The sequence below is a fragment of the Bacteroides stercorirosoris genome, from assembly GCF_900142015.1.
Classification (GTDB): domain Bacteria; phylum Bacteroidota; class Bacteroidia; order Bacteroidales; family Bacteroidaceae; genus Bacteroides; species Bacteroides stercorirosoris.
The window spans coordinates 1-16,489 of sequence record NZ_FQZN01000025.1 but is presented as its reverse complement, the minus strand read 5'-3'; the positions used below and the strand labels follow the sequence as shown (position 1 = coordinate 16,489).

Below are 16,489 nucleotides of genomic sequence, written 5' to 3'. Positions count from 1 at the left end.
TATGGCAGATACGGTTGAAACACTTAAAGAATTAGCCCGGCAGGTACGATATGCTACGCAGGAGGGAGAAAACACGGGAGAACGTGTTGGACGTACCTTGGTGGGCATTTTGAATCTGTTATCACAGTGTTCTTTGGAAGAACTGAATAAAATCTTCCTTCATAAATCCAAGCCTGACGAAACTCCTTTCCTGCTGAAATTATTAGGAGGTGCCGAAGTTGGCGAAACAATAGACTCATTAGTTGCCGGGAAAGGGATTCTACTTAAAAATGGCCGTGTACAGGCTGATACTTTGGAAGCTCGTTTTGCTCTCATTGTTCAAGAAGTGATATTCAACCGGCTTTCTGCCATGGAAAGTGATTATTCTTTTTCTGAATCGGGCACGATTGAGAGCGTAGAACTTCTGGAGGATGGCACTTACCGTTTACCGCTCCGTAAACGTTTGGAGAATGATTTCACGGCTTTGGATGAAAATGATATCATTTACGGCATGGTAAACAACCTTGCCTCCGGAGGAGGAGATTATTATACTTCCTGGTTACGTGTCCTGCATGTGGATACTTCCGCTAATGTGATTACTGCTGTTCTGTATCCGGATAGTGAAGTTCCAGGGGGAAAGAATTACCCGCCGGAGCCATTGATGATAATAACGCGTCGCGGCAATCCGGTCAATGAAGATCGTCAGGCGTACTGGTATCTTTCTACTCGTGAGAAATGTATCTGCATGCTCGATGGCGTAACGAAACCCATACTGGAAGAGCATAATTACGCCATTATCATCGGCAGACTGAAACAGTTATCATTATTCGATAACCTGCCTATAAATTACCGGCATAGCTATGTCTATTGCAGGGGTATAGCCTTTCAGGAACGCCTACAGATTCAGTATCCGGGGATTCCTGTCGTTTCCCTTGTGGACCGCGGAGACTGGAGCTCCGAGGTTGCTGCTTCTGATAATCCCTATTCTGTATCTTCTACGTCTGCGGATACCGTATGGCATTACGGGTGTCGTTGGCAATGTCTGATTAACGGCACGCTTGATGAGCCCCGATTCGGTTCGACGGGATGGGCCATGAAAGAAGGAAACCCAAACTTCTCTATTGATATATCTTCTGCCAACGATTGGAGGATAGACCTGGACAAGATGGATGAAAACGGCAATCTTGTTGATGATCTGGACGTGCTCACTATAACCGGAATGCTATATAACCGGGATGTTACTGAACATATACTTGATGCTGATGTGGAGTGGACGCGTGATAGCGGTAATATTACGGAAGATAACGCCTGGGCAGTGAAACATGCCGACACGGGAAAAGTGCTGGTGCTCAGGCGTGATGATCTTGGAACGAGCTTTGTGCAGGTCGGTTCCTGTAAATTTAAGGCTACCGTGCTGCTGCGTGACGGTAAGAATGTATACCCTGATGAAATAGAAGTTGTGATATGAAGACAAAGAAAATAGAAGTAAACTACAAACCTCTTAGCGTACATATGGCGATTAACGAGGTTGGTTCCGTATCATCATTGCAAACGTATGATGCGGTGACGGGAATCTTTGAGGCGGACTATACGTTGACGCCATTGGTGTTGTTGCCTCAATGTGATGTTGTTGACAAGGATGGTATTATTAAGGAATTTAATATAAATTCCTCTCTAACCAATCTTAAGTGGTATGAAATCATTGATGGCAAAAGAATCCTGATTGAAACGACGAATACCGGTTATGAAATCACTCAGGAAGGCTCAAATAAAGGTCAGATAAAAGTAAAGAAGAATGCCGCACTCTTGCACCCTATAACGTTGGATTTTTATGCAGAATACCTGGATACGCGCACAAATCAGATCATCGTTTACCGTCAGTCAAAATTAATAAAATGTATCAATGCTACCAATGCCAATCCTTTATTGACGCTTGATAGTGAATCTACCCATTTATACAACCCCTGGGAGGACCCTGTACAGCAGACCATAGTAGCTACCCTGATGGCAGGTGAAACCGATTTTACCGGTGTATCAGCAAAAAGAAAATTCTTCTGGTACAAACGTCGTGAAAATGGCACCCTGACGCTTGCCGGTTCTGATGAATTTGATCTTGATGTGGTCAGTGTGAATGATAATGTGCTTGTCATTGATCGCGAGGCGATAGGAGAAAAGGAGACCTACATTTGCAAGGCTACCTTTTCCCCTGATGGTTCCCCGGCTGCCTCACCGACGGATGCGGACCCTACGGCTACCACTACTATTGTGCGTCGTCTCCCGAATTATGATTACGACATAACCAATCTGCCGAACCGTATTGCTCCTGGAACAGTGACCGTAAATCCCAAAGTCGTGGTAATAGGAGCGAAAGGCATTATCAGCAATGCCATGCAGGAGTTGAAAGCGACCTGGTATAAGGACAGTACGGTTATCGGGACCGGTGAATCCCCCTCTCTTTCCGCCAATAATGTGACCAGCGGATTATTGGGTGTGGATATGACAGACAAGGGTAATTACAAGATACTGACAACCAGTGACGGAAAGGCAATATTAGCAAGTGCTGATAAAGTAATAATAGCAAAATAACAATTAAATTTTAAGAATATGGCTAATTACATCAAAGTAACAGAAAAGGTGGCTGCGTCAATGGGATTGACAAGCATCCGCAACAAGACTGCAGACGGGAATTATCTATTATGGCAGGCTGACATCCTGCGCTTTCCGGGAGACGACATATTTTCCCGTGCGGCTTATTGCGGTGGAGCCGTGCTGACTCCCAATGCCGCAAAAGAAGAAGTGGATGGTACTGATCATCCTGTGCAGGTTGCTACACCTGAAAGGTTCCTGTCTTCCTCAGAGCAATCTCCGTCTGAAGAGGAAAAATCGGAAATAAATAAGGAGGATGAGGTATGAGTATAGCAACCCGACAAGTGAATGTAAGATTTTCGCCGAAGGCGGGAACTTACACTACTATTATCCAGTCTCCAAGCGGGGACCTTTACCAGGAATTTGAAGGGTCCGTGGGAGCAATCGGTGCTATATCGCCCGATTTTTCCCAGACGCAGCCGCAGTTGGTGTTTATTGCGACTTCATCCCGTGTGGCGGAAGGTATTTCCGTACCTATCTCTTGTGACTGGTATTTCAACGGTGTGAAGCTCACTTTCACCAATAATGTTTCCACTAATGTGTTTAATGGAGAGACAGGGCATTTCCGCAAGTTGCCGTATGTTGCAGGGACGCAGGATTATTGGGGCTTGAAAATCTTGAAAAACCTGGTTGTGGCTGCGGGTGCGGCTCCTTGCAGCATTAAGGGAGAAGCCATAGTCGTATATGGTAATGTCACCGATAAAGTAGAGGCTATCTACAATATACCTATTCGTCGGGCTACCGGTTCTCCTTATTTTGTTACTATTGCCGCTGGAGATAATAAGTATTATACCATCACAGAAAAAGGCGGTAGCTGTATACTCAAGGCTATGACTTATCAGGCGGGTGTTTCTGTTACCTCTAATCTGACTTACAAGTGGTATAAGTTGGTTGGCGGTGTCTGGTCCTTACTCTCAGGAAAAACGGCACAGACATTGACCGTTACAGGTGATATGGTAGATTGCTATTCCAGCTTCAAATGTGTTGTCTCGCAAGGGGGAACTGAAATCGGTACGGATATACAAGGCGTAATGGATGCTTCAGACCCTTATGATATCATTCCTAATCCAAGTCCGGCTGATGAGACGATTGTTGAAGAGGGCGATACTGTGGTGTATACTCCTATGGTTGTGAAAAGAGGCTCTACGACTAAGGCAATGGAGATGAACTTTAATTTTACCGCCATTGATAGTGTAGGACTTATCCTTGGGCAAGCTACTAATCAGGCAAAATTTACTGTGACCTATGCGATGTGTGAACAGGCTGGTACGGATGTAGGCGTGTATATTGAAACTGTGTCATAAATAAAGGAATGTAATTGTATGCCGATAGCGAGTGTAACAAGAAGTGTAAAGTATGCACAGAAGGGTGCTCCCGGAAAGAGTGGGCGTATTCCGTATCCGGCCGGAGAGTACAATCTATATACTTCCTATATTTGTACAGATACGGTTACTCCTTATGTGTTAGATGGGAAGTATTATGTAATGAATCGAAATACGACATGGGTAGGACAGGGTATGCCCTCAAATATCAATTCTCCGCGGAAAGATGTTGCCGTAAATGGATCGAACGCCACTTGGACGCTTGTTGAAGACTATACAGCTATTTTCGTGGAGATTCTGATGGCTAACTTCGCTAAATTAGCGAGTGCCATCTTTTCAGGAGATTACATGTTTTCGCAACAGGGGGTTGGCGCTGATGGTAATCCGACATCGAATTATGAGGAATTTAATACGGGGAATTTTGTACCTAATCTGCTTTTGGATTTTGCCACGGGTTTGTTCAAGGGTAATAAAGTGGAGGTGAATGGAGGCGTTTTCAAGAACATCCGCTCTCCGAATGGTTCTTTTAAGATTGATGAAGAGGGAAATATACAGATAATCGGTGAGTTGTCAACCTCAATGAATGGTACGCGTATTGAAATCTCTCCTAAAACCAATAGTATAAAGATGTTCAATCAGGACAATAATGAAGTTGGCCGTATATCCTTTATGACTGAGGAGTGGATGGGTACAACGAACTATTATCCACGGGTGTTTCTTAGGAGGTTTTCAGGAAATAATATGATCGATGAGATTCAGACTACCGGTTCATCCATTAATGGGTATTCTGTAGTAGGCTCTAATTATCTTGAATATAATTTAGGACCATTTGGACTTATCTTTTCAGAAAATGGAAAAGAGACTAAAAGATATTCAAATAAATAATAGTTTTATAGAAATTTATAATTACAAAAAGAGATTAAAAACAAAATGTTAAATTGGGCTGATTTTTATAATAGAAATGACGCCCCTTAAAAATACAAGGGTATGGAAAAGATAAAATTGTCAGAGGTTGCATTCACCAATGCTCCCTCATCAATTATTGGATTAACGGCCGATCAGAATGTAGCGCAGGTAACTGTAGATAGCTTGTCTAAGGTTGAATATACTGCTTTAACTTCAGGAACGGACAAAATGAGATATACACAATTAAGATACAGTACCAGTTCTGGGGCAGGAAGTAGGATTCTGCTATTTGTTCCTATTTCCGGTTTAACAGATAAAATAGATGCTGCCGGAGTCTTGGGAAGTTTGTATGTGTTAAGAGCAGGTGTAGGCTACAGTCCGATGATGGCCAAGGCCGATATCGTATTATTTCGTTCTGCTTCATACCTAATAAAAGACATGAATGTGACAGGTGGATGGGGAGGAGGAAATAATCTTGTAGACTTTAAATTAGGACATTGCCGTTATAATGGAGAACTATATCTTGCAATAAAATTTAATACAGAGTTCTCTATTACAACCTGTTTTCAAGGTTTTTACACTTCAGATTGTGTATTTCGTAACGTTATAGAAGAGGATGTAACCGACTGGACGGAATTGTAATGGTATAGAACGGAATTGCTCTAGATAATAGGGGCATAGTGCCCCTACTATTATTGTGTCACATCAATATATGTCGCTGCGTCAACTTCATCTTGATTAGCTACTGATAAAGGTACAATATCATAAGTAGGTATAATAGTATTCAGAATCTTTATATATATGGATGGCGTATGTTGCGTATGCTCTAATATGATTTTAAACGCTCCGGTACTTTCGTTTGACCATATTTTAAATCGTAGAGTTGTCGGAGCATTTGCCCCACCTATCCGATTTAAAATGATAGTGGGGGCTTTCAAAACATCGACTGACCTGTTAATGGTCATATAGAATAAGGTCATTGGCCCGCCACCGTAAGCGGCAAGACTGATAAGTAAGGAGGTAGATATTGCTGTTGTTGAGGATGATCCTTCATACACAATTCTTGAGGTTGTGGTTGCGATCATCTTTTCCTTTCTTACATCACTGGCGGGTTTAAGACCATTTTTCTCAGTTGTAGCAACCGGAATTGTGGTTATCAATTCGTTCACTACATCTGAATCCTTCAAATAAACTTTTTCCATACCATTGTATTTTTAAGGGGCAAAAGAATGGATAGTATTACAGAGGCAAGTGTAAAATGCAAATGTATTACAAAAATCTTTACCATATAGGTTGTATTGCTTCCTCTGGTGGTGTTTCGATTATCATCGGAAATTCTGCATTACCATGTAAGATGGTTATACATGATGCTTTATTACTAACGGCGGAATCTTTAGCCCAAATGGATATTATTCCATTCTCTTTTCTGTATTTTATATTAGGATTATACGATTCACCGGCTTTCCCTATAAGTTGCTTAAAATCACAATGCATCACATTACCTTCATAACTCATTGCATATCCAACAATTATAGATGCTGGTTGATTTGCATAACATATCATATTTAACAGAAACGAACAATTTATTCCACGCTTTATTTCCATAATTTTGAGCCATTTGGCACCAGTGCCAAGAGGAAAGAAAATACGTTTAAACATCCCTGCATTTTCTAATGCAGTCATTAACTCACTTGGAGTTGATAATATTGGATCACCATTGGCGTCTATTGCTTGAATTTTTGTAGGTACTCCATTCCCTAAACTATTTTGGTATTCTTTGTTTGTTATCTTTTCCATCATTGCACTTTTAACGGGCAAAAGACATGGTACAAAAATAGGCGACCGTAGTCGCCCTCTTTTAAAATGAAAATTCTTTGACTGAATATCCCGCATCAGGTTCTTCAGGAACTTCAATCGGTGATTGGAAAGTAAAATTCATGTTACATGAGTAAGAAAGCGTTAATTGATTTGTTTTTGCAGTTCGAATAAATATATCAAGCATTGGCCCGTTAGCCGTTGATGCTTGATATAAAATTCGAGCTTTACTTATTACTCTGCCGGAATTTGCCAACTGAACAATAGATTGCCTATCACTATATCCATCAGCATGGATATATAGTAACTGAGAACTTGGAACCTCACTATTATAATAGTTGCCTACCATCAAGAGCACAGCATGAGGAACATTCCCATAACGCCCCAAAGCAATTCTGTACCATTTGCTTTGCGATACCCTTTCATCCGGAGTGTATCTTCCACACCCTCCAGATTGTACGACAATTCCAGGATTAACAAGTATATCATTACCGGAACCATCAACAGCTTTCACTTTACTTAGGCTATCCTTGGTTTCCAAGCCATTGTTGTAGTCCTTAATTGTAGTCTTCTCCATATCCTTGTATTTTTAACGGGCGATTGATGCGTAATTTGTCCGTACAGGATTAGTTTACTAACTTCACCGACAAAAATGATTTACGCTTATATTCGTGTCAGCACCGATAAACAAACGGTCGAAAATCAGCGGTTTGAAATTCAAAATTTTGCTAATGACCGTAGGCTGGTAATTGATAAATGGGTTTCGGAGACGGTATCAGGCACAAAGGCCGCTAAAGACAGAAAGTTGGGACCACTTTTAAAGAGAATGAAGAAGGGTGATACGCTTATACTTTCTGAAATTAGCCGGTTAGGTCGTAATCTTATGGGAATTATGAGTATGCTTCATCTTTGTATGACAAAGGAAACCTTTGTGTTGACAGTAAAGGAGAAATACGAGCTTGGCAATAACATTAATAGCCAGGTACTTGCTTTCGCTTTTGGTTTGTCCGCTCAGATCGAGCGTGATTTGATTTCACAACGTACTAAAGAAGGACTGGCACGGCGTAAAGCAAGCGGTCAACAGTTAGGTCGGAAGAAAGGCGATAAGAACACGCACTATAAGCTGACCGGAAAAGAAAATGTTATCCGGACTATGCTTAATTATGGTTACTCAAAGGCTGCTATCTGTAGAAAACTGAAATGTAACTTTAAAACACTTGATGACCATTTATTAAGAATGAATGTCCTATGTACCGGCTAAGCTACATGTTACTTTTGCCAATGTTTCATTCATTTATACAATATGGCAAAAGCAGAAGTTTTATTCAAAATCATCCGCAAATGGGAAGGCGGATGGAGTGATCACAAAAATGACAAAGGTGGTAAAACCAACATGGGTATTACCTTGTCAACATGGAGATCATGCGGTTATGACAAAGACGGTGATGGCGATATCGATGCGGATGATCTACGATTGATTACTCCGGAAGATGTATTCAATATCTTCAAAAAGTATTATTGGGACCGTTATCAGGCTGATTTTATACATAACCAGTCCATTGCCAACATTTGTGTGGACTGGGTATGGGCTTCCGGACGTCCTGGAATCACAAGAGTACAGCAACTCCTACAGATTAAGGTGGATGGTATTGTAGGACCTCAGACGGTTGCCAGTATTAATCTGGCCAACCAGCGCCAGTTGTTTGAAGCTGTCAAGGCGGACCGGATCCGGTTTGTTGAAGAAATCTGTAAAAAGAATCCGTCGCAGCTTGTGTTCCGGAAAGGATGGTTGAACCGAATCAATGATTTCAAGTTCTCCGTTCGCTAATTTCTTGTCCTTTTTCCCACTCTTTTCAGCCTTTAGTTTTGTACCTGAAACTAAAGGCTTTTTTTATGGCTATCATTGAAGAAAACAGGTTAATGAGTCCCGCTGAATATAATAAGGGGGTGGAAAATTGGACTCATAAAGTTCGGGGAATATCTATAAATATCCTACATCGTACTCATGCTTCAGGCAAACTTCGTAGAGGACTACAAGCACGTTTGCTAAATGATCGTGAAGGTGGACCGGCTTATGTAGGGCTTGGCTTTCGCTTTGAACGTTATGGAGCATATCGAGAATACGGTGCCGGACGTGGATACATTGTTAAAGATGGTATCATTATGAAAGGTCATTCGGCATGGAGTGACAAAAAGAAGCGTCAGGAGCTTCGCTCATTGCGTGTTTCGGAATACCGCATCAGGCGTATGCGCACAATTGATGAACACTATGCGGTTATCCGCCGTACTCCATTACCTTGGTTGGATCCGCCCATTGTAGAAAATATAGAATCATTGGCCGACCTCTCCGGAGAATATTACGGAGACCAGGCACTCAAAAAAGTACTTCAGAAGTTTGATAAAATAACAATCGAGAAACGTTATGGCAAAAAATAACAAAACTGTCAAGAGAGGTGTGTATCTCTATATTGACGGAAAAGAGATCAAGAATGACATAAATTCCATTGATTTGGAAATGAAGCGTCTCCAGCGTGACATTAAGGAAATGACACGTGGTTCCGAAGAATACAACCGCACCATGGCGAAGATAAAGCATCTTCAGGGCATACTCAAGCAGCATCGCCAGGAGATAAAAGGTATCACTACCGAGACCAAGAAAGCAACGATCAGTATCGGCAGTATGGTAGATTGGTTTAACCGCTTTGGGGGTGTAATCCTTTCGGTGATCGGTTTTCTGACCGGTTTTACTCTTGCCTTGCGTGCCATCAGAGATGAGCGCAACAAGTTAGAAGAGTCACAAGCCGGGCTAAAAGCCTTGACCGGGCTTGATGATGATAACATTGCCTGGCTGACAGAACAGGCTAAGACGCTTTCCACCACCATGACAAAAGAGGGGTTACGTGTCCGCCAGTCGGCTGCTGAGATCCTGGATGCGTTCATGCTGGTGGGGTCGGCCAAACCGGAACTGCTTGGAGATAAGGAGGCATTGAAGCAAGTGACAGAAGAAGCGATGCGGTTACAGGCGGCAGCTAAGGATATCACCCTCAATGAGGCGGTTGATTCGCTTACTTTGTCGCTCAACCAATATGGCGAAGCTGCTGACCAGGCAGGACGTTTTGCCAATGTGTTGGCTGCCGGTTCTCAAGCCGGATCCGCCAATATCGCAAGCCAGGCAAAGGCAATCCGGAATGCAGGTACAGCAGCAGCTTCAGCTAATGTTCCCATTGAACAGACAGTTGCTTTGATTGAAACGCTTGCCTATCGGGGTCTAAAAGATGAAGTGGCCGGAACGGGATTGAAAAAGTTCTTCCTGGTACTTCAGACCGGAGCGGATGAAACCAATCCTAAAATCGTTGGCTTGGATAAGGCACTGGAGAACCTGAAGAATAAGAACATGGATGCAGGCGCCATTAAAAAGATGTTCGGGGAAGAAGGTTATAACACGGCATCCGTAATCCTTCAGAACACGGAGATGGTGAAGGACTTCACAACTGCCGTTACCGGTACGAATGTGGCGTATGAACAGGCAGCAATAAACAGTGATACGGCACAGGCAAAATTGGAACAGGCGCGCAATAAAATGAAATTGGCGGCTATTGATTTGGGTGAAAAGCTAAATCCGGCTTTAACAGTTAGCACCAATATGCTCACCAATGTCATCAAATTCCTACCCGGACTGATTGATTGGTGTAAAGAATGGGGTGGTACTGTATTGTGGCTTAGTACGATATTGCTTGTATATGCTACCCGGCTGAAGATAATTACAACATGGTATTCAATTTGGAACTCGCTTACCAAAGTTGCAACAGTTCTCAATTTGGCTTATGCCGCATCAATGAATACACTATCCGGTTATACTGTGACATCATTCGGAAACCTGCGTAAATTGTCAACTCTCATGCAGGGACATACAGTCTTGCTAAAGTCACTACGTATTGCCACTTATTTATATGCTGCTGCCGTGCAGGTTTTACGAGGTCGTGTTGACCTGGCTGCAAAATCCATGAAAGCAGCCTGGGCTATCATGGCCAGTAATCCGGTTGGTTTGCTGGTAACATTAGTTCTTGCTGCTGCTACTGCGTCCTATAAATTGACGCAACGCACCAAAGATTATTATGATCTCAATAAAGTCAATGAAAAAATTACAGAAAAGTCAAATGATGAATATGCACGCCAATCATCTCTTGTTGAGCAACTAACAAAAAAGATACATAATAATAATCTCTCAAATTCCGAACGGAAAAAGGCAATAGAGCAATTACAGGCCATTATTCCAGAATATAATGCTGAGATTGATAAAGAAGGAAAAATCATTAATGAGAATACAGAAGCACTTGACCAGTATAATGCTGTGTTGGCAACCAATATCGAATTGAAAGAGGTTGCCGACGAACTGGATAAACATCGGATCAACTTAATGCGCCTTCAAAAATCCCCGGCATTGAGTGACCATTCACCGATGGGGGCGATGGCTCGCGAGGATGTTCGCAACAAGATCTCTCAAGAAGAAGAGATTGTTGCATCTTTAACTGCACGTTATAAGAAACTGGTACAGGAAAAATGGAAAGCATTGAATCCAGGCACGCCTAAAAACAACCCCACCGGAGGCAATGGTGGTGGAAAATGTCCGAAATGTGGCAATGATCCTTGTACTTGTGAAGAAGACGAAGCCAAACGTAAAGAACGTATTCGCAAAAGATTGGAACAGATTGAGACGGAATCCCTTAAAGAACAGGCGGAACTGAAGAAACAGTATTTAGCCAGTGATGAAATGACACAGGCAGAATACTTGCAATTCTTATCAGATCTGGAAATGAAGTATTTGAATAAGAGGCTTGAAATCGTTGGTTTGGAGCCTAAAAAACGAGAAGAAATAATGAACCAAATCCTTGCGTTACAGCTGAAACTGAAGGAGCAATGCATAAAAGAAGATCTTGATGAAAAGAAACAATTCCTAAGTAATCAACAAAAAGCTTTGGACGCAGAATTGGCAGAAGAGAATCAACGGTATAGGTTAGGATATATTTCGCGTGAGGAATATTTGATGAAAATTCTTGAGCTACTAAAGAAATATAAGAAGGATATTCAAAAAATAACAGAAGATGCAACAGGAGAAGAAGAAAAAGCTGTAGAATCATTTCTTGAATATGTTATGAAGAAGCTCCAAAAGGCTTTTGAAGAAACAGAAGAGGAGGAGAAAACATGGCAGGAAAGAGTAAAAGAAGGCTGGAATGACATTACCAAATGGTCAGACATCTCGACTGAGCAACAAATGTCAACATTAGGTATGTTGTTGCTTGATATTTTCGATTTTCGAGATGAATCAATTGATGCTTTTGAAGATGTAGAAGAAAAAATGGAAGCTACTTTTATGCTGATGTCGAGTATTGCACAAGATTTCGGAGTTGCACTGGGTAAGACTTTGGCTGGTGAAGAGGAAGCTATGGGAGAGTTTTTGCAGAATCTTGTTGTTATGGTGCTTGATACCGTTCAGAAACTGCTTATTGCTTATGTGTCTATGACAACTATTCGGAATGTCGGAGAAATGGGTATTTGGGGACTGGCTAAAGCTGCTGCCGAAATCGCCCTGATTACAGCTGCTTTCGAAACGGCCAAGTCCGCCATAGGCAATTTTTATACTGGTGGCTATACCGGTCCCGGTAACTGGGATCAACCACAAGGTATCGTTCACTCCAATGAATTTGTAGCCAATCGTTTCGCGGTGGCCAATCCGAATTTACGGCCGATATTCGATGTTATTGATGTGGCACAGCGCACCGGAAATGTTGGTAATTTGACAGCCGAAGACATTGCTTCCGTGGCAGGATCCGGCAAGAGTACGCGTACCGTTCCGGCCAAGGCACCCGGAGCCAGTGCCACTACAACAACCAATGATCCGGCTATGGTGGCGATGCTGGTAGAATGTACCCGCGTGCTGCGTAAGCTTAAAAATCGCCTGGATGATCCGTTAGTGGCGGAGACTTATGTTACCGGTAAACGGGGTATTAACCAAGCGCAACGAGAATATAAAAAATTAGAGAATAACAAATCACGTAACAAGCAATGACCGAATTATACATTGACGGACAGTTGGCCGCCCTTCCTGAAGGGTTCAATATTACTTTTACCTCGGAGAATCCCTATTTCACCCGTAGTTCCAATTACTCATTGGATATAGAACTCCCCATGCCGGCTAATCATGCCATATTCAAACATGTTAACAGGCTGGATGTGACGAAGAAAAAGACCATCCTTCCGGCTATGCTCATCGTGGATGCCAGGTGTCTGCTTTATGGCAGCGCAGTTTTATTGTCGGTTGAAGACACGCTTGTTAAAGTACAGATCGTATCGGGCAATGCGGAGTTCAACCTTTTGACAAACGACAGTACCTATATTGATGAGCTTGATTTAGGTAGTGTTGGTTGGCCTAACAATAACCAAAACTATTTCCAACCACCCGCTAACATGGTGGGTTATTATGGTTCAGTAGATGATGTTGAAGTTGTTTGGCTTCCGGTATTCTATCAAGAAGCTCAATGGAAGAATCTGAATAATGATGTTATTTATGAATTTGGAACGAATAACTTTACGCTTTGTCCGTATGCGCGTAATCGGTGCGTACAACCTTACCTGATAACTGTCATCAAGAGGATAGTAGAACACTTCGGTTATACGTTTGATACATCATTTTTCAATGATAATTTTCTACGTAACGTTTATATTTGTAGTGCCGTTACCTCCAATAAAATAGCTGATGCCCTACCACATTGGACCATTTCCGAGTTCTTCGATGAATTGGAGAGATTTCTTTGTGCGGTTACGGTAGTCGATGAACGCACAAAAGTTGTACGACTTGTTGGACTCAACGATTACTTTGCCAATTCTGAAAAAGAAATTATTGATAGTTCTGCATTGATTCGTGAGTTTACCGTAGAAATTGAAGACGAAAAAAGCGAAAAGGATCTCAGTTCCGGGAACATAGGTTATGATTTGCCTTCACATACCGATGATGGTTATCTGCGTATTGAAAGGGATATTGTAGATGCAGCCTATAAGCTCGAATGTGATACTTATGATGCAATGGTAGCCGCTTACAATGGAATGAATGACAGTGACAAGAAGAGCACTCTTTTTGTCGTTGGTAAACGCTATTATATCAATTATAATGAGAATGATCAAAACAAACTGCGTGAAGTCAACCTGTATGCAGATTTGATACGTAATCCGGAATCTTCCGATATAGATACCCCACTAAAGATTGTACCTGCCAAAATCCTTCAGTTCAATGTTGGTGTCTACGGTTCTGTTGCTGAATATACATTAAATCGTCCTTATGCAGCTATGTATCTCAATATTCCGGCTGTAGGATATCAGGCTACTACTGTCCATCAAGAACACTTTAATATCCAGGAAGCAATCAATGGTGACGTGGAATTACAGGAGAAGCAAGAAAAGAATGAATATATGGAGGTGGCTATCAATACCGGCAAGTTCAACCGACAGGATGTGACTTATAGCGGTCAGGTACATTCGTATGATTATGCTTATCCTTTTACAGACTACCAGCAGAAGACTGCTGCGCAGCTCACTGATTTTCTTCCGTATTCGCTCAGTCTGAATGATGTTTGTCCGGACAGCGTAGGTCATCGGCTTTCTGTTCTGAAGATGTTTCATTCTAATATTCCCTATATCATCAACTTTCAAGCTAACCGTTTGCCGGATGTAAACAAGGTGTTTCTTATTGGCAATAAGCAATATTTGTGCGAGAAGATTGAGGCGGAAATAGATGCGGATGGGTTGAATAGGGTGCTGAAGGGGAGTTTTTACAGGGTAGAATAAATGGTATTTATAATAAAACAAAAAGATGAAGTCGTTGTTCTCTATATTATAGTATAAAGACAAATAGGTGCTATTTATAGGGATAATTTAGTGAGTACTAAATAAAATTGATTATAAAGTTTAATATAAAATTTAGTGCAATAATTATATTATCATTATATTTGCAACGAATTTTTGTTTCAAATCTATTAAAACTATTAGATAAATAAAGAAATAATTATGGCAAAGATGTGGCCGAAGTTAAGTAAACCACCAGTAGAAGTAGCTTTATTTCAATTGAAATTTGAAATGGGAAATACAGCACTGAGTGATTTTCTTAAATGTGATTCTCAATTGAGTAAGTATTTTCCTAAAAGGAATGATACTATTGAAGCTAGTATAAATTTGCCTTCGTCATCAATTCCATTAGGTGTCTCTAAAATATCAGGAACTTCCAATGCTAAAATGGTTAACTATGTATACTATAGTGAAGATCAAAAATGTAAATTAACTATAGGAGAAGGTAGTTTAACCTATACTGATGAACGTGATTATATTGGATGGGATGAATTTGAACGTATTGTTTGTCAATATCTTATGGTGTTTGCTCCGATATTGGAAAAGCATATTATAACAAGAATTTCTATCCGATTTATTAATCAATTTGTTTTAGACGAATTTGAGGATCCGACAGTTTATTTTAAAACTATTATATCATCAGCAGAGAATGGAGTTCCATACCCTTTAATTAAATATGGATTTAGACTAATGTTGGATATTAAAGAGGGTGTCTATTCTATTGTTAATCAGAATTTAGATAAGACTCCTGAAAAATATCTTTATATATTCGATATTGATGTTTTGAATAAAAGTAATCTCATATTTGATATTAGTTCTATACAATCGGTTTTACAGGAACTTAGAGAGGTAAAGAATGATATATTTTTTAGTAATGTCACAGATAAAATAATCGAATTATGCAATTAGTAAGCTTTAAAAATGGGTTTAAACCTTTGACTATTGCTGCTGGTCTATTGGTTAGCAGTCCGGCACTTATGTACGCTGATTTAGATCAATATAGTGACATAACTGCTGTCATATCTAAGCCTAAAGCATCAAAGTATATTCAAGAAGTAGATAATCAAGAAAATAATATTTTTATTGCAAAGAGGAAGTTTTATGATTATTATAATTCATGGATGGACAATACTTTCTTCCTTTCTTCTGTGAAAGATATTATTGAACAGAATGATTTTAAGGCTATTGTGAATATGGGAACAAAAGCTGTTCCGTTTATTTTGGAAGAGTTGGAGCGTGAGCCTTCTAACTTGGTTTGGGCACTCAATATGATTTATAAGAAGAAAATAACCGATAAACCAAACGTTACTATTAGTGATGCATGTAAATTATGGATAAAAGCACTGAAGAGTTAATTAAGAAAAGGATTATTGGTATTTTCCCAAAATTGGCAACTGATAAGAATTTTAAATTGACTAGTCCTATTAATCCAAATTACAATTGTCTTGCATGGGCTTGTCACTATAATGATCGGTGGATGCAACCGCCAAGTATAACTCCTCCTCCCTTAGATAGTGTTGTTTATTGGCCTGAGGATGCCAAACAAGGTATGGAAATTGAATGTCTAATAGACGCATTTAGAACTAAAGGGTATGAGTTGTGTGATAGTTGGGAGTATGAGGATAAATATCAAAAGGTTGCGTTATATGTGAAAAAAGATAGTAAAACATGGACACATGCAGCTCGTGAGTTGAGGAATGGTTTTTGGACAAGCAAATTGGGACAAGGATATGATATTCAACATGGAACTCCATTTACAATAGAAGGCGATAGTTATGGTGAGGTATATTGTATAATGAAGCGTATATTTTAGTGAGGATGTGTCGCGAATGAAGTGACCCCCGAAAGTTGGACAAAAAACTTTCGGGGTTTATTTATGTCAAGACATCACACATTAGCAGAAAAGCAAGAAATCCTCCGTCTTC

At 40.7% G+C, this 16,489-nt stretch carries 17 protein-coding genes; 14 read left to right on the top strand and 3 right to left on the bottom strand.

Features of this window, described 5'->3' with window-relative positions:
• Nucleotide 1 precedes the first annotated feature (1 nt).
• The 6 genes from BUC01_RS17640 (at nt 2) to BUC01_RS17615 (ending at nt 5,495) form a co-directional block, all read left to right on the top strand.
• Nucleotides 2-1,447 (top strand): hypothetical protein, encoded by a 1,446-nt coding sequence (locus tag BUC01_RS17640; RefSeq protein ID WP_025834361.1) that lies wholly within the window; start codon nt 2-4, stop codon nt 1,445-1,447.
• Nucleotides 1,444-2,565 (top strand): hypothetical protein, encoded by a 1,122-nt coding sequence (locus tag BUC01_RS17635; RefSeq protein ID WP_025834363.1) that lies wholly within the window; start codon nt 1,444-1,446, stop codon nt 2,563-2,565. Before BUC01_RS17640 ends, BUC01_RS17635 begins: the two co-directional genes overlap by 4 nt.
• Nucleotides 2,566-2,583: 18 nt before the next feature.
• Complete coding sequence (locus BUC01_RS17630; protein WP_025834365.1) at nt 2,584-2,892, top strand: hypothetical protein; 309 nt, start codon at nt 2,584-2,586, stop codon at nt 2,890-2,892.
• The gene (locus tag BUC01_RS17625; protein ID WP_025834367.1) at nt 2,889-3,929 is read left to right on the top strand and encodes a hypothetical protein; all 1,041 of its coding nucleotides are present in this window, start codon (nt 2,889-2,891) and stop codon (nt 3,927-3,929) included. Before BUC01_RS17630 ends, BUC01_RS17625 begins: the two co-directional genes overlap by 4 nt.
• An 18-nt stretch (nt 3,930-3,947) precedes the next feature.
• Nucleotides 3,948-4,832, top strand: a complete 885-nt coding sequence (locus BUC01_RS17620) for a hypothetical protein (RefSeq protein WP_073314386.1) — start codon at nt 3,948-3,950, stop codon at nt 4,830-4,832.
• A 102-nt stretch (nt 4,833-4,934) separates the two neighbouring features.
• On the top strand, nt 4,935-5,495 hold the full coding sequence (locus BUC01_RS17615) for a hypothetical protein (RefSeq protein WP_073314384.1): 561 nt from the start codon (nt 4,935-4,937) through the stop codon (nt 5,493-5,495).
• Nucleotides 5,496-5,545: 50 nt separating this feature from the next.
• Here the strand turns inward: BUC01_RS17615 and BUC01_RS17610 are convergent, their stop codons facing one another.
• From BUC01_RS17610 to BUC01_RS17600, 3 genes are all read right to left on the bottom strand, one after another.
• Nucleotides 5,546-6,055: a hypothetical protein gene (locus tag BUC01_RS17610; protein ID WP_025836068.1), complete on the bottom strand. Its 510-nt coding sequence runs from the start codon at nt 6,053-6,055 to the stop codon at nt 5,546-5,548.
• A gap of 79 nt (nt 6,056-6,134) precedes the next feature.
• Nucleotides 6,135-6,653: a hypothetical protein gene (locus BUC01_RS17605; protein WP_025836071.1), complete on the bottom strand. Its 519-nt coding sequence runs from the start codon at nt 6,651-6,653 to the stop codon at nt 6,135-6,137.
• A gap of 58 nt (nt 6,654-6,711) precedes the next feature.
• Nucleotides 6,712-7,245: a hypothetical protein gene (locus BUC01_RS17600; protein ID WP_034524878.1), complete on the bottom strand. Its 534-nt coding sequence runs from the start codon at nt 7,243-7,245 to the stop codon at nt 6,712-6,714.
• 75 nt (nt 7,246-7,320) lie between these two features.
• On the opposite strand from BUC01_RS17600, the gene BUC01_RS17595 reads away from it, so the two are divergent.
• From BUC01_RS17595 to BUC01_RS17560, 8 genes are all read left to right on the top strand, one after another.
• The gene (locus tag BUC01_RS17595; protein ID WP_025835808.1) at nt 7,321-7,929 is read left to right on the top strand and encodes a master DNA invertase Mpi family serine-type recombinase; all 609 of its coding nucleotides are present in this window, start codon (nt 7,321-7,323) and stop codon (nt 7,927-7,929) included.
• A 42-nt stretch (nt 7,930-7,971) separates the two neighbouring features.
• A complete protein-coding gene (locus BUC01_RS17590) occupies nt 7,972-8,496 on the top strand; it encodes a glycoside hydrolase family 108 protein (RefSeq protein ID WP_025835810.1) in 525 nt (174 codons plus the stop codon).
• A gap of 65 nt (nt 8,497-8,561) precedes the next feature.
• Nucleotides 8,562-9,104, top strand: a complete 543-nt coding sequence (locus BUC01_RS17585) for a hypothetical protein (protein ID WP_073314382.1) — start codon at nt 8,562-8,564, stop codon at nt 9,102-9,104.
• Complete coding sequence (locus tag BUC01_RS17580; RefSeq protein WP_073314380.1) at nt 9,091-12,735, top strand: phage tail tape measure protein; 3,645 nt, start codon at nt 9,091-9,093, stop codon at nt 12,733-12,735. The genes BUC01_RS17585 and BUC01_RS17580 overlap by 14 nt, the downstream gene beginning before the upstream one ends.
• A complete protein-coding gene (locus tag BUC01_RS17575; protein WP_025835811.1) occupies nt 12,732-14,507 on the top strand; it encodes a hypothetical protein in 1,776 nt (591 codons plus the stop codon). The genes BUC01_RS17580 and BUC01_RS17575 overlap by 4 nt, the downstream gene beginning before the upstream one ends.
• A gap of 219 nt (nt 14,508-14,726) precedes the next feature.
• On the top strand, nt 14,727-15,473 hold the full coding sequence (locus tag BUC01_RS17570; protein ID WP_025835813.1) for a TIGR04255 family protein: 747 nt from the start codon (nt 14,727-14,729) through the stop codon (nt 15,471-15,473).
• Complete coding sequence (locus tag BUC01_RS17565; protein ID WP_025835815.1) at nt 15,464-15,919, top strand: hypothetical protein; 456 nt, start codon at nt 15,464-15,466, stop codon at nt 15,917-15,919. The genes BUC01_RS17570 and BUC01_RS17565 overlap by 10 nt, the downstream gene beginning before the upstream one ends.
• On the top strand, nt 15,895-16,377 hold the full coding sequence (locus BUC01_RS17560; protein ID WP_025835816.1) for a DUF7689 domain-containing protein: 483 nt from the start codon (nt 15,895-15,897) through the stop codon (nt 16,375-16,377). Before BUC01_RS17565 ends, BUC01_RS17560 begins: the two co-directional genes overlap by 25 nt.
• Nucleotides 16,378-16,489: the final 112 nt, after the last annotated feature.

Coding starts and splice junctions, on each gene's coding strand:
- BUC01_RS17640 (WP_025834361.1), top strand. CDS start 2: ATGGCAGATACGGTTGAAACACTTAAAGAATTAGCCCGGCAGGTACGA.
- BUC01_RS17635 (WP_025834363.1), top strand. CDS start 1,444: ATGAAGACAAAGAAAATAGAAGTAAACTACAAACCTCTTAGCGTACAT.
- BUC01_RS17630 (WP_025834365.1), top strand. CDS start 2,584: ATGGCTAATTACATCAAAGTAACAGAAAAGGTGGCTGCGTCAATGGGA.
- BUC01_RS17625 (WP_025834367.1), top strand. CDS start 2,889: ATGAGTATAGCAACCCGACAAGTGAATGTAAGATTTTCGCCGAAGGCG.
- BUC01_RS17620 (WP_073314386.1), top strand. CDS start 3,948: ATGCCGATAGCGAGTGTAACAAGAAGTGTAAAGTATGCACAGAAGGGT.
- BUC01_RS17615 (WP_073314384.1), top strand. CDS start 4,935: ATGGAAAAGATAAAATTGTCAGAGGTTGCATTCACCAATGCTCCCTCA.
- BUC01_RS17610 (WP_025836068.1), bottom strand. CDS start 6,055: ATGGAAAAAGTTTATTTGAAGGATTCAGATGTAGTGAACGAATTGATA.
- BUC01_RS17605 (WP_025836071.1), bottom strand. CDS start 6,653: ATGATGGAAAAGATAACAAACAAAGAATACCAAAATAGTTTAGGGAAT.
- BUC01_RS17600 (WP_034524878.1), bottom strand. CDS start 7,245: ATGGAGAAGACTACAATTAAGGACTACAACAATGGCTTGGAAACCAAG.
- BUC01_RS17595 (WP_025835808.1), top strand. CDS start 7,321: ATGATTTACGCTTATATTCGTGTCAGCACCGATAAACAAACGGTCGAA.
- BUC01_RS17590 (WP_025835810.1), top strand. CDS start 7,972: ATGGCAAAAGCAGAAGTTTTATTCAAAATCATCCGCAAATGGGAAGGC.
- BUC01_RS17585 (WP_073314382.1), top strand. CDS start 8,562: ATGGCTATCATTGAAGAAAACAGGTTAATGAGTCCCGCTGAATATAAT.
- BUC01_RS17580 (WP_073314380.1), top strand. CDS start 9,091: ATGGCAAAAAATAACAAAACTGTCAAGAGAGGTGTGTATCTCTATATT.
- BUC01_RS17575 (WP_025835811.1), top strand. CDS start 12,732: ATGACCGAATTATACATTGACGGACAGTTGGCCGCCCTTCCTGAAGGG.
- BUC01_RS17570 (WP_025835813.1), top strand. CDS start 14,727: ATGGCAAAGATGTGGCCGAAGTTAAGTAAACCACCAGTAGAAGTAGCT.
- BUC01_RS17565 (WP_025835815.1), top strand. CDS start 15,464: ATGCAATTAGTAAGCTTTAAAAATGGGTTTAAACCTTTGACTATTGCT.
- BUC01_RS17560 (WP_025835816.1), top strand. CDS start 15,895: ATGGATAAAAGCACTGAAGAGTTAATTAAGAAAAGGATTATTGGTATT.